General features: G+C 31.4%; 14 protein-coding genes. 4 read left to right on the forward strand and 10 right to left on the reverse strand.

What is annotated here, in order from left to right:
• Window positions 1-235 precede the first annotated feature (235 nt).
• Window positions 236-1,132, reverse strand: a complete 897-nt coding sequence (locus GM3708_RS07395) for an ROK family protein (RefSeq protein WP_066345273.1) — start codon at window positions 1,130-1,132, stop codon at window positions 236-238.
• Window positions 1,133-1,214: 82 nt separating this feature from the next.
• The gene (gene rdgB, locus GM3708_RS07400; protein WP_197671695.1) at window positions 1,215-1,790 is read right to left on the reverse strand and encodes an RdgB/HAM1 family non-canonical purine NTP pyrophosphatase; all 576 of its coding nucleotides are present in this window, start codon (window positions 1,788-1,790) and stop codon (window positions 1,215-1,217) included.
• Window positions 1,791-1,981: 191 nt separating this feature from the next.
• On the opposite strand from rdgB, the gene GM3708_RS07405 reads away from it, so the two are divergent.
• A complete protein-coding gene (locus GM3708_RS07405) occupies window positions 1,982-2,209 on the forward strand; it encodes a hypothetical protein (RefSeq protein ID WP_066345276.1) in 228 nt (75 codons plus the stop codon).
• Window positions 2,210-2,632: 423 nt separating this feature from the next.
• Here GM3708_RS07405 and dcm read toward each other — a convergent pair whose 3' ends face one another.
• From dcm to GM3708_RS07430, 4 genes are all read right to left on the reverse strand, one after another.
• On the reverse strand, window positions 2,633-3,625 hold the full coding sequence (dcm, locus tag GM3708_RS07410; RefSeq protein ID WP_066345279.1) for a DNA (cytosine-5-)-methyltransferase: 993 nt from the start codon (window positions 3,623-3,625) through the stop codon (window positions 2,633-2,635).
• 286 nt (window positions 3,626-3,911) lie between these two features.
• Entirely contained in the window at window positions 3,912-4,118 is a 207-nt protein-coding gene (locus tag GM3708_RS07420; RefSeq protein ID WP_066345281.1) for a hypothetical protein, read from the reverse strand.
• A 347-nt stretch (window positions 4,119-4,465) separates the two neighbouring features.
• The gene (locus GM3708_RS07425) at window positions 4,466-4,777 is read right to left on the reverse strand and encodes a hypothetical protein (protein ID WP_066345282.1); all 312 of its coding nucleotides are present in this window, start codon (window positions 4,775-4,777) and stop codon (window positions 4,466-4,468) included.
• A complete protein-coding gene (locus GM3708_RS07430; protein WP_066345284.1) occupies window positions 4,761-6,647 on the reverse strand; it encodes a hypothetical protein in 1,887 nt (628 codons plus the stop codon). The genes GM3708_RS07425 and GM3708_RS07430 overlap by 17 nt, the downstream gene beginning before the upstream one ends.
• A 196-nt stretch (window positions 6,648-6,843) precedes the next feature.
• On the opposite strand from GM3708_RS07430, the gene GM3708_RS18840 reads away from it, so the two are divergent.
• Window positions 6,844-7,020: a hypothetical protein gene (locus tag GM3708_RS18840; RefSeq protein WP_173645000.1), complete on the forward strand. Its 177-nt coding sequence runs from the start codon at window positions 6,844-6,846 to the stop codon at window positions 7,018-7,020.
• A gap of 3 nt (window positions 7,021-7,023) precedes the next feature.
• Window positions 7,024-7,692, forward strand: coding sequence for an SDR family oxidoreductase (locus GM3708_RS07435; RefSeq protein ID WP_066345286.1), 669 nt, complete (start codon window positions 7,024-7,026; stop codon window positions 7,690-7,692).
• 209 nt (window positions 7,693-7,901) lie between these two features.
• On the opposite strand, the gene GM3708_RS07440 is transcribed toward GM3708_RS07435, so the two are convergent.
• Both GM3708_RS07440 and GM3708_RS07445 read right to left on the reverse strand, forming a co-directional pair.
• Window positions 7,902-9,785 carry a hypothetical protein gene (locus GM3708_RS07440; RefSeq protein ID WP_066345288.1) on the reverse strand — a complete coding sequence of 628 codons (1,884 nt, stop codon included), beginning with the start codon at window positions 9,783-9,785 and terminating at the stop codon, window positions 7,902-7,904.
• Between the two features lie 342 nt (window positions 9,786-10,127).
• The gene (locus GM3708_RS07445) at window positions 10,128-10,445 is read right to left on the reverse strand and encodes a hypothetical protein (RefSeq protein ID WP_066345290.1); all 318 of its coding nucleotides are present in this window, start codon (window positions 10,443-10,445) and stop codon (window positions 10,128-10,130) included.
• 250 nt (window positions 10,446-10,695) lie between these two features.
• Here GM3708_RS07445 and GM3708_RS07450 point away from each other — a divergent pair, with 250 nt between their 5' ends.
• Complete coding sequence (locus GM3708_RS07450; RefSeq protein WP_082714025.1) at window positions 10,696-11,322, forward strand: tyrosine-type recombinase/integrase; 627 nt, start codon at window positions 10,696-10,698, stop codon at window positions 11,320-11,322.
• Window positions 11,323-11,365: 43 nt separating this feature from the next.
• Here the strand turns inward: GM3708_RS07450 and GM3708_RS07455 are convergent, their stop codons facing one another.
• Both GM3708_RS07455 and GM3708_RS07460 read right to left on the reverse strand, forming a co-directional pair.
• On the reverse strand, window positions 11,366-11,680 hold the full coding sequence (locus GM3708_RS07455; RefSeq protein ID WP_066345292.1) for a hypothetical protein: 315 nt from the start codon (window positions 11,678-11,680) through the stop codon (window positions 11,366-11,368).
• Between the two features lie 68 nt (window positions 11,681-11,748).
• On the reverse strand, window positions 11,749-12,075 hold the full coding sequence (locus tag GM3708_RS07460; RefSeq protein ID WP_066345293.1) for a hypothetical protein: 327 nt from the start codon (window positions 12,073-12,075) through the stop codon (window positions 11,749-11,751).
• Window positions 12,076-12,173 lie beyond the last annotated feature (98 nt).

A 12,173-nucleotide genomic window follows, 5' to 3' on the forward strand; every position in this document is an offset into this window, starting at 1 on the left:
ACTTATTACTAAGGGGTTATTAAATAAACCAAAAAGCCATAAAAAAAAGGTTTAAGCTCGGACGTATCTAAGTTGATTGGTGAAGATAGGCAATGGGCAATGGGTAATATTTTGAGATATTTTCATTAGTTTGAAAAAATGCAAGTTAAATGCGTCCTAGTTTATCCTTATTTTTCCTAGTCTTCTCTTTTCCTAACTGCTACCTTCACACTCAAAATTTTTCGGCAACCCTTAGTTAATTACTTTCCCACAATTGCCATGCCAATTTTGCCGCCCCCACCATTCCCGCTTGATTTCCCAATTCTGCTACCATCAACCTTAAGTTAATACGAGAGCTTTCTAAAACTCTACGATTAATTTCTGCTTTAGTGGAAGGCAAGAAAAATTGACTACTAGCACTTACACCACCGCCAATAATAATCGCTTCAGGTGTCAATATATAGATTAAACTAGCTAATCCTGACCCTAATTGCTTACCATAATTTTGCCAAAATGTCAAAGCTTCAATGTTATTATTTTCTGCTAATTGTCCTAATTCCGCAGGAGTTTTATTTGTATCTCGATAAATTGCTGTAGCAGATACATATTGTTCAAGTGATCCTTGATTACCGCTATTACAATTATGTCCATCAGGGTTAAGGGTGATTAAACCCAATTCTCCTGCTGATCCTAGATGTCCTGTAAATAACTTACCATTAAGTATTATTGCACCACCAACTCCTGTACCTAGAGTTAAAAGAATCAAGTTTTGATAATGTTTTCCTGCCCCTAACCATGCCTCTCCTAATCCAGCACAGTTGGCATCGTTAGCGATGATAGTTTTTAAGCCTGTTTTGATTTCCAATTCATCGGCTAAAGGAACATTTTTCCATCCTGATAAATTAATGGCAACTAATGTTATTCTGCCATGAGCGTCCGCTGGTCCTGGTGTACCTATTCCTAGGGCTACAGCTTTTTTATTGGAATTTAATTGTATTACTATATTGGCGATCGCATCAATAACACTTTCAGGGGTAGCTGGTTGGGGGGTAGGAATAGTAACAGATTCTAAACAAGTACCATTTTCGAGAAATCTGCCTAACTTTATAGCCGTACCGCCTAAATCAACCCCTATTACTTCTTTTTCTGTCATTTTCTTTTATTTAATTAACATTTCTATCATTATTTATCATAAAAACTTTATTCTCTACCTGTCCATTTGTCTATTCTTTTTCTCACTTAAGCCGAGATTTAAGTAAAGGTGTTAAGTTGGTAAATGCTTTTCCCCGATGGCTTATTTTTGCTTTTAATTCTGGTGACATTTGTGCAAAGGTTTTGTTAAATTCAGGCACAAAAAAAATTGGGTCATAGCCAAAACCATTATTTCCTCTTGCTTCTGTTAATATTTCCCCCGCACAAATACCCTCAGTTTGAATGATTATTTCTCCTTCAGGATTGGTAATAGCCACAGCACAAACAAATTGGGCATTACGATTATTTTCTCCTTCTAATTCTTTTAATAAACGAGTAATGCGATCTTGATCTGTTTTACCATATCTAGCAGAAAAAATACCTGGTTGTCCATTTAACGCATCTACCATTAAACCAGAATCATCGGCGATCGCCCATTGTTTTAATGCTTTAGAGATTTCTGAGGCTTTAAGAATCGCATTTTCCAAAAAAGTTAACCCCGTTTCTTCTATGTCTAATTCTGAAGGTTTTAAAGCCAATTCAATGTTAAATTCCCTTAAATATCCCTGTATTTCTCGAAGTTTACCCGCATTTCCTGTGGCTACAACTAACTTTTTCATAATTCAAACATTATTTAATTCCAAATAATTAAAAATGATACCCTAAACCTCAATAAAAAGCCTTCGTCATCTAACCTTTAATAAAAACCGATTTTACTTTCAACTTGCTTACAAAAAACGATTAGACAGTGATCAATAATTTATATTAGGTTTAGATAAAAAAATAGAAGTAATATTTATTAATAAAATAAATGGAATTAAAAACTAAAATATTGGAAATGCTGGAAAAAATACCCTTATGTCTTCAAAAGGAATTATTACACTATGAAAAGTATCATCAAGAAAAATATCATCAAGAAAATCTGATTCAAGATAATTCTACTATTAGAAGTCAAATAGACAGATTAAAACATATTTGTGATGAATCTTTTAACAATATTAAGGAGATTTTTTTCCTTAGCTGGTTTATGACAGGATAGGGAAATTTCGATCCAATCAATTAGTAAACAATCATCGTTAGATAAAACTAAATGATATTAAGTGATACAAATATTTTGATAGAGTTATATCAAAACAATTCTCAAATTATCGATTAAAATATCCGTATCAATTAATTTTTTTTTAGTCATTTAATTATTACCATTCTTACTTTGTATTTTGTCTGACATAATTAATGTTGCTTTTTATATTATCTATCTTTTAACATTTTAATAAAAGATTCCTTATCTATATCTTCTGTGACTTCAATATTTTCGCTTTTTAATGAAGAATAAAGTTTTTTATAATTCAATAAAATCTAGTAAGAATAATTATACTTCTTCAGGAAAAGTATCAATTTTGGCTTTCATTAAGTCTGAGATCGAAATAAAATACCTCTAAATAAGTTTCATAGATATATCAGATTATAACAAAATCAATTCAGCAAATAAATGATTAATCTCTAAAACATTTTCAATGATCGATTTTAAAACATTAACCACCAAACTATTTCCGAATTGTTTATAAGCAATATTGTTACTATTACTAATAATAAAATCATCAGCAAACCCCATGATTCTCGCACATTCTCTTGGTGCTAATTTTCTAATTTTACGATTAATTAAATAAATCCCCGTTTTCGCCCCAATACCACCACCATAAGCCGATAAAGTGATAGTATGACCAAATTGATGATAAATTCTTTCCCCCTGCCCTCCCTTATTAATAGTACCAATTCTAATGGGTTTTTGCGGATAATTGCCTAAAATATCTCTAGTTATCTCTAAATTTTCCTTAATTTTTATATCATTTCTATTAATAATAAAATCCTTAGTTTCTGAGTCATCTAAACAAAAATCGATTAAACTTGTTGCCTTACCATAACTATGAGGAAAAGTAAACTTTTTAACCTTTAAATCTTTTCTAAAACCTAAAATATAGATTCTTTCTCGTTTTTGAGGTACACCAAAATTAGAAGCATTTAAGGCTTGATAAAAAACATCATAACCAATCTCATCTAACGTATTTTCAACAACTTTTAAGGTTTTTCCCTCATCATGCCTAGCAAAATTTTTCACATTTTCTAAGATTAATAATGACGGTTGATGATATTGGGCAATTCTCACTATATCAAAAAATAAAGTACCCCTAGTATCATTAAATCCTAATTGTTTCCCTGAAATACTAAAGGCTTGACAGGGAAAACCTGCACACAAAATATCATGACTAGGTATCTCATTTTCGGGAATTATGGTTATATCTCCTTCGGGTAAAATACCATAATTTTTTAAGTAAATTTCCTGACAATATTTATCCCATTCAGAAACAAAAACACATTTAGCACCATAATAACTTAATGCTTGATGAAAACTGCTAATTCCAGCGAATAAATCAATAAATTTTAACCCTGTTAACATTAAATTATTTTAAATTTTAGTAAACTTGATCATGATTTCCTATATCAATAAATACAATTTTATCTGTATCAATGAAATAAAAAACTACTCTTTGATCATATTCAATACTAAAACTCCATAAATCTTTGAGTTTTCCTGCATAGTTTATGAGTTTTTAATCTTGAATCAAAGGGATTATTTTTAAATATTTCCAGTTTATTTCTAAATTTTTGTTCTAAATTTATATTACCTTTAATCCTTTTTTTATAAGCTCGTTTAAAAGATTCATCAAAACTTATTTCTAACATTAATTTTCCAAAGACTCCATTAACTCATCTATGTCTGAAGAAAAGTGTAATTTACCTTCTTTATGGTTTTCTTTACTAATTAAATAATTCTGATAAATTTCTTCTCTTTTATCTTCGATTAAATAATGTTCAATGAGTGATTTTATCTCATTTTTTTCTTCATTAGATAGTTTTTTAACTGCTTCCACTACGTCACAAAAAGTCATATTATTTAATAATTACCTGATTAATTAAATAGTTACTATTATAGCTTGTATATTATTTAATTAATACCATTCTTATTTTCTAATTTGTCTTACTCATTCACTGCTATTTTTCATATCTTCTCTATCTTTCCATATTCCAATAAAAGATTGTTTATTTATTTTATCAGTAACATCTAAATCTATATTTTTATCTTTTAATGGGGGATAGCGTTTTTTTTATAATTCAATAAAATCTAGTAATAATAATTATACTTTTTTTGAGAAAGTATCAATGTCCGCTTTTATTAAGTCACCAACAGTCATAAAATACCTCTAATCAATAAAATAAATTAATCGGCGTTGGTGAATCAGACTATGAATAAAAATATTTTGAAGATAAATTTTGATTCTGTAGTGTAATCAGCATCTTGGAGATTTTGCCCTACGGAGAGAGTTTCAGAACCGATTAAAACAGCTATTTCTTCATCAGCAGATGGTTTATTACCTTTAGCGTTGGCGGAGGGAGCAAATAACCTAAATAACTCTAATCTTGTTATTCCTTTTTTCTCCCGCTGATTCTTGACTAGATTATGTTTATTTACCTTAACTATCTGATTATCGTTAAAGTAACGTTTATTACCCCCCATTGCCATACCAATACCTTTAGAAGTAATAATCAATCGTATCTTGTGCCATGTAGCGGTAGTAATCAATAACAGTATCAGCAAAAGTAGAAATTAATAATACTTTGTGACCTGATTTAACTAATTCTCGGACTTTAGCGGTAACAATCTCTCTTTTGTGGTCAGTAATAAACTCATCCTTTAATAAACTCTCAATTTCTCTTAATTGCTCTAAATCACTATCACAGTCTGTTAACATTCTCTGATAAATATCGATCGCTCTTTCATCGGTTAAATTATGAGTCACTAAATTGATACTGGTTTTTAACTGTTGTCTGCTATCTTCTTGGTTATTATCCGTTTCTTCTTCCCCCTCATCTTCCTCAAAACCTTCTTCCCAATTATCAAAGTCAAGTAAATTATCCTCTAACTCATCTTGGTTTAACTCATTCTCAGTAATAAAATCATAATGTAATAACAAAAACTGCTTTAATCCTTCACCGTTAGCTGTTACACTCTCTAATCTTCTCTGTAATAGTATAATGCGATCGCTAAAATTCTTAATAGTTCTTCTTAGTGCATACATACTAGATTCAGCTCTTTGTAAGAACATCCGCCGTTGGTTGCGTAGTAAAGAACGTTGCTCGACAGTATCAGTAAAATAGCGGATAGGGTCAGCAAAGGGGATAAATAAGCTATTCTCAAATTGAGTGAATATCTGTTCTAAAGCTGTTTCTGTTTCTGTTTCAAATTCAACGGGTAACCATTCTGCTATCCTCTTAGCGTATAGGTTTAAATCAGGGGTGGCATCCCTCAACATTTTACGGGTGCGTTGCAAAAATAACTCTCGGTAAACGTTACGAAAAATAGGGGTATTATCAGTAAAGTTTTCTACTCCTATTTCTCTATTACTAAACCAATGAGATAATTCTGAAGGAAATCCTAAATCAGTGAATCCCTCTGGACGAGTTAAAAAAGGTGATAAAATATTATAAATGTCTTCTCTGCGATTATTCCACGGGGTAGCAGTCAACAGTAAATAATATCTTTGTCTGTTATCAACTATATCCTGTTGTCTAATGCGTAAACAAGTTTTATGGATACGGTTATTATAGTTTCTGATACCCTCATGGACTTCATCAATAATCACTAATTCAGCACCACCAAAACGGTTAAAGTCATCGAAGAAGTTACTATTTTTACGACTCATCAGGTTTTTATTATAGAGTTCGTAATCGCCTTTTCTGAATCCTAACTCTCTCATTTCTCTTTCCCAGTTAGAATGTAATTTCTTGGCGGCGATAATTGCTATTCTTACTTGTCCTTGATTATATTGGTAAAGTTTAGCTACGGCGGAGGCTAACCTAGTTTTACCTAATCCCACCGCATCAGCACACACCGCCACCCCAAAATCCTGCATGATTCTATAACAGTGTTGAGAGCCTGATTTCTGATGTTCAAACAGGATACCATCATTAACCAATTCTACCAATAAATCACTATCTTCTACCCTCAGTAAATGGGGTTTTTGTTGAGCTAACCAATAAATAAAATCCTCTGGTTGTCCATGTCTTCCTTGTAAAATAAGTTCAACAGCTTCTTTGAATCCTTCAATCTCTGGAAATTCAGGTATTACTATTCTCTGGATAATCTCAATAGCTTGACTTAATTCTAATAAGTATGGTTTATCTGTACTAAGTATTATTTCTGTTAATTGTTGATGAGGATGTTCTGGTAATACCTGAAATTCTGTTATTATCTTTGTCTTATCCTGTTGTTTAATAGTAATTAAAATTAATTCATTATCAGGAAATACGATCGAGCTTACATTGTCTAAATTATTACCAGTAATAGTAACAATAATATTTTCTCCTGCTCTTAATTGGTAAAAACTGATTGTGACTGCAAAGATTTCAAGAATCGACAAGAAGCCCAGAGAGTACTTGATACTTTTCCTAATGACCCTCATCGATTAGACTGAAATAAAGATGGTATAGCTTGTGAAGCACCGAAAAAATAACTTTACATTATTATCTATAAAATCTGAAAAAATTTATTACCAATTAATTTTAAACAAACTTAAAGGTTTACAATTAATCAATAGTATTTTATCTATTTCATAAATGGGTAAATTAATAAAATCTAAAAATTGTAATTATTGTAGTAATTTAGTATCAACTCGTTATCGTATTCAATATGATCAGAGTCAAAAATGGATAATGGTTTGCCCAGATTGTTGGGAATTATTAGCTAAAAATAACAAATTTTATCGTTATGGTGGTACATGGAAAGCTAAATAGATTATGAAAAAAATTATAGTTATTACAGGAGTAAGCAAAGGATTAGGACGTGCTTTAACAGAGAAATTTATTAGTCTCGGTCATACTATTATTGGTTGCTCTCGTTTTCAAGATGCCATTAACAAATTACAGCAACAATATCCTCAACATTATTTTACTGTTCTTGATGTAGCAGACGATGAACAGGTCAAAACATGGATTGAATCTTTCCCTGATATTCCTGATTTAGTAATCAATAATGCCGCAGTTATTAATCGTCCAGCACCACTTTGGGAAATTCCAGCCACCGATTTTTCTTATTTGATTGATGTCAATATTAAAGGTACTGCTAATGTTATTCGTCATGTTGTACCTGTAATGATAAAGAATAGACAAGGAATTATCGTTAATATTAGTTCTGGTTGGGGACGCTCAACATCCCCAGAAGTTGCACCCTATTGTGCTTCCAAATGGGCAATAGAAGGATTAACTCAGGCACTAGCCCAAGAATTACCATCAGGCATGGCAACGGTTGCTCTTAACCCTGGTATCATTCAAACAGATATGTTAAATATTTGTTTTGGAGATGAAGCCGAATATTATACTCCTATTGATGAATGGGTAAAACAAGCATTACCGTTTTTGCTTAAATTATCTGCAAAAAATAATGGACAGTCATTAACTGTTAGCTAATTAAATTCAACTAATATCTGAACTCTCCGTACAATTGTATTCAATAACGATAAAAGCCTTTATCAATAATCTTTTAGATACTCATAGTCTTAGTTTATTTATACCCATGTATTTTGAAGATTTGTGGAGACTAAATTTTTATAAAATTCTCGACTTTTTTTTTTGCAATGTAGTGTATCTAAATTTTTGTTTTTTTATACTCTTTTGGTTTATTCAGCATCCCTAATTAAATTAATAATTGTTGTTTTATCTAATGCCTCTGGAGAAAGATTAATATATTCTTCTTCTTTATTATCTGGTATTTTATCGATAATTTTTGCTCCTGCTGCCATTAAAATTTCCCTTAATTCAAGAGCATTTATCAACTTAGTTACTAAATATTTTCTAGTTTTTATAGACTGATAATTATAACTAGAAGTGATAGAATTACCTATAATTATATTAGCAAAATAAGCCCTATTTTCCCCATTAATATTAATAATTAAACCTAAAATATTTTGCTTTTTAGTAATAGTTATATTAGCAGAAGCAATAATTTTATTGACATCTACCATATAATTTCTATTAAAGTTATCTGGTTTTTCCTGTGCTACTAAAATTTTAGCGTCAACTTTTTCTCCTTGTATAAAATTATAATAGTTTGCCATTAAAATTCTCGCTTCGTAATCAGCTTGTTTAAAATAAAAAAGCTCAACTGCACCATGGGGAGGTGGTGCATCAGTGACATCTCCAGAAAATAAAACCTCTTTTTCTTCTGCATAATAATTGGCATCCCAACCAATTTTTCCTGATTCTCCTATCACAGATAAGTCTAAATCTACTCTATTTTTCTTCGTATTTGTCCAATGAATCCCGACAATCATATCTTCAGTACTGGTAACATAAGTACCTGTGGGAAAATATCCTGTAAATTGTTTTTCTGTGGCTGGTAAAGCATAATGAATATTATGGGGAATATAAATAGTTTTACCCTCGACATTTTTTTTCACATCCTCCACAATGGAGTTAACGACAATATCTAAGGCTTGTTGGGTTTTATCTTCAACCATATCCCACCATTCAAAATCAAATTCTGTTGCCCAACCTTTGCCATTTCTAACTCGATAAACAATAGAATCGGAAATATCCAAGCGGTATTTTAAGGCATAAGCGAGGCGAATTTTACGAAAAATGGTTGCTTTTTTGAGTTTTTGAGCTAAAGTTTCTAACTCTAATTTTTCATATTTTATTTGACTGGTGACATTATTTAGATAGTCAGTGGGAATAGGTTTGTGTAATTTATTCGCTTTTTTTCTCAGTTGGTTAAAATATCTCTTATTACTGGAAATTGATTTCATTGCTAAGAATAATGGTTTGAAGCGAAAGAAAATTGAAGCTAAATCATCGGGTGCTTTTTTTAGTAAAGTATCTAAAAACTTGCCATTAGATTGTTTAATTTTATTGATTAAATATTGATTTTTTATTAGCAAAGATTCATCAGTTAATTTACTGATCAAATGACGCAAAAATTCTACGGATTCTGATGGTACAATGCCATAAAAATCATAAAGTAAGGCTTTTAATTCTCGGTTGCCAATTTTTTCAACAAAACTAGGATTGAAGTTATGGCTTTTAATTATGTTCATTATATCATCGAGGGTTTCTTGTGCTAAAGCAATACCATTGGCTAAATTAATAATCTGCTCAAGAATTTCATCTGCCGTCATGGCTTTAATCACCACCAACGGAATATCATCGGTGATAGTAGGTAACTCTAATATTTCTTTGGGGATATAAACTGCGTCTTCTCGATAAATACCTAGTCTTTCAAAGCCATAGGTTGTAATGTAATGAATGATTTGTTGCGTAACCAGTAATTCTAAATCCGATTCTTGAATTATTTGCCAAGATTTATGAAAGGCGGAATTGGCTTTAATTCCTGAAATACCGACAACGCTTTCAATGAGATTGAGTAAGTCTTCATCAGGTGCGATTGCATCTTCAAGAATATAACCATTTTGAATTGTTCTCACCAATACAGACTCAGGTAAGTTTTTCTTTTGCTTATGGTTAACTTCGATCGCATTAAATAATTTTAACGTTGCTTTATTCATCTTTCAATATCCTTGAATTAGAAAGAGGGCGAGAGATAAAATTAGTTCTTAAGACTAATGGCGTAAGCCACTATAAGGAATCTCTTTTGCCCCCTTTTGTTGGGGAAGCCAGGAGTCGAACCTGCAACCAGCGGGTTATGAGCCAAAATTAGGAACTTGCTTTGCATTATGCGGAAAGTAATAATTTATCCAAAAATTTAATCAAGGAACTTTGTTTGCATCCTGCGAAAAGTAAAACGCTGCTCTACCATTGAGCTACCTCCCCTTTATTGTTCCTATTTTCAGTTTAACAATAAAACATAAAAAAGTATAAGTTATAGTCATTTCAAGAGACTATGAATTTTAACTAGATGTTTTATTAACAAGAATCTGGTAAACCTGTTCGGGGTCATCAGGAGTAATAACAGGTTTTGTTAATTCTCCCTCATCAATAATGATTAATTTATCTTTCCATGGACGTTTAATATCCAAGTTTAACCAATACTCAAACGAACCACCCCATATTCTGGTTTTACCACTCAACCATGTCATTTCTTGCTGATCAATTTTAGCTATGTTTTTGTATGGTATTCGCTTATCTCCAAAGGGGAAATAGTAATAAAGAATAGTTAAAGCATCATCGTCACAAATAATATATTCATCTTCATATAAAATAGTCATGGAAGGATAGCTTTTTTTCTCCTATTAGCTTTAGTTTACCATTACTACTCATTGGCGGAGAGGATTTTATCGGTGGCAATCTTATGGTACAAGGGAAAAATCAGAACATAAATTAATTTTGATTGAAGCAACTTTAGTTAATGATGGTCATTAATTCTATTTCTTCATCGGTAAAATGTACATTCCTTACCACTGGTAGCCATCCTAAGCGTTTAAAAGAGTATTGGGAGAAGCTCAGAAATTAAGATTGATGGAATTTGAGATTTATCAAAAAACTATTGATTTTAAAAAAGTTGTCGGTACGAGCGAACCAAAAGGACGAGCATTAAGTAAACAGGAAATTCAGCAAATAATTGCTACTTATGATGGTGATAGTCCTTTCGATATTCGAGACAGAGCTATTCTCAGTGTCCTCAGAGGTGGCGGTTTACGCCGTACTGAATTAATTAATTTAGAATTACGAGATGTTACCTTAGAAAATTCAGAATTATATATTCGTAACTCTAAAGGCAATAAAAGTCGTAAAATTTTCCTTCCTGATGAGGCTTTATTTTTTATTAAACAATGGTTAGAATTACGAGGTTATGAAAACGGCTATCTTTTCTGTCGTATCCATCGAGGCGGACATCTCAAAATCGGTCAAATGCACTCTAACTCTATTTGGCGTATGCTCCAAAAACGAGCTAAACTTGCTAAAATTGAATCCTGTTGTTCTCATGATTTAAGACAAACTTTCTGTGGTGATTTATTGTCGGCAGGAGTGGATATTGTTACAGTACAAAAATTGGCAGATCACGCCTCCCCCATTACTACAGCTAGTTATGATCGACGAGAGAATGATATAAAAAGGAAAGTCGTTCAAAATCTTAGTTTTTAGAGGAAGGCTTTTTTATAATAAAATTAAAAATAAATATTAAATTTTAATTAATCTCATTACTTTTTTTGTCTATTTCTGTATTAAGACCAAACATAAATTTATCTAAAAGTTCTGGTGAGAAGTGTTGCATTAAAAAATCTATATCTTGTTGTTCTGTACCAGCATTAAGCAAAAATACATTTTTGCCAAAAATATTATTTGATCCAATGATAAGAATTGGGTGGGTTTTTTCTTTTTCGTCATTGTTATTGTCATTTGAAGGTTTTATATTTAATTCTCTCTCCGCAATAATTACCTTTTTCGACTTGGTTACTAATTCTTCTGTTCCCAATATTTTATATTTATTTCTTTGACTCACAATTTATCTCTTGTATAATAAACTACAGTTTTATATTGTAATTTAAAACACTATCATATAAAATTTTATTAAAAAGAACTCAATACTTTTTGATTATTTTTATCTTGTGCCATTTCTGATAATCGGGTAAACACCCCAGTCGAAGCAATAGCTTTTAATACCTCTGCCTGAACCGAAAATGGAGCTTTAGCAACCAATTCAGCTAAATTTATCTCTTCTAATGGTTCTACCTCTGCTAATAATTCCATAAAACGTCTATATGCTTTCGGCGAAATTTGTTGTAAACCTTCTCTAAGTTGATCAAAAATTTTGACACCAGTATTTCTTTCTCCTGTTCTAAATAAACTAATCACTGTTTCTGGAACTCCTGAAACTTTAGATAAATCAATGGTCATTCCTATTACGCTCCTATTAATGATTTACCCACCAAGCAACCCCGACAATCTCAGACAAGGACATGGGAATATTTAGATCGCTCTGGTAATAAATTAAT

Origin of the sequence: Geminocystis sp. NIES-3708, assembly GCF_001548095.1 — a bacterium.
Classification (GTDB): Bacteria; Cyanobacteriota; Cyanobacteriia; order Cyanobacteriales; family Cyanobacteriaceae; genus Geminocystis.

What these genes read in the sequence shown, in the direction of transcription:
- GM3708_RS07445 (WP_066345290.1), bottom strand. Translation starts at nt 10,445, where the DNA reads ATGACTATTTTATATGAAGATGAATATATTATTTGTGACGATGATGCT.
- GM3708_RS18840 (WP_173645000.1), top strand. Translation starts at nt 6,844, where the DNA reads ATGGGTAAATTAATAAAATCTAAAAATTGTAATTATTGTAGTAATTTA.
- GM3708_RS07450 (WP_082714025.1), top strand. Translation starts at nt 10,696, where the DNA reads ATGGAATTTGAGATTTATCAAAAAACTATTGATTTTAAAAAAGTTGTC.
- GM3708_RS07435 (WP_066345286.1), top strand. Translation starts at nt 7,024, where the DNA reads ATGAAAAAAATTATAGTTATTACAGGAGTAAGCAAAGGATTAGGACGT.
- GM3708_RS07405 (WP_066345276.1), top strand. Translation starts at nt 1,982, where the DNA reads ATGGAATTAAAAACTAAAATATTGGAAATGCTGGAAAAAATACCCTTA.
- GM3708_RS07440 (WP_066345288.1), bottom strand. Translation starts at nt 9,785, where the DNA reads ATGAATAAAGCAACGTTAAAATTATTTAATGCGATCGAAGTTAACCAT.
- rdgB (WP_197671695.1), bottom strand. Translation starts at nt 1,790, where the DNA reads ATGAAAAAGTTAGTTGTAGCCACAGGAAATGCGGGTAAACTTCGAGAA.
- dcm (WP_066345279.1), bottom strand. Translation starts at nt 3,625, where the DNA reads ATGTTAACAGGGTTAAAATTTATTGATTTATTCGCTGGAATTAGCAGT.
- GM3708_RS07460 (WP_066345293.1), bottom strand. Translation starts at nt 12,075, where the DNA reads ATGACCATTGATTTATCTAAAGTTTCAGGAGTTCCAGAAACAGTGATT.
- GM3708_RS07420 (WP_066345281.1), bottom strand. Translation starts at nt 4,118, where the DNA reads ATGACTTTTTGTGACGTAGTGGAAGCAGTTAAAAAACTATCTAATGAA.
- GM3708_RS07395 (WP_066345273.1), bottom strand. Translation starts at nt 1,132, where the DNA reads ATGACAGAAAAAGAAGTAATAGGGGTTGATTTAGGCGGTACGGCTATA.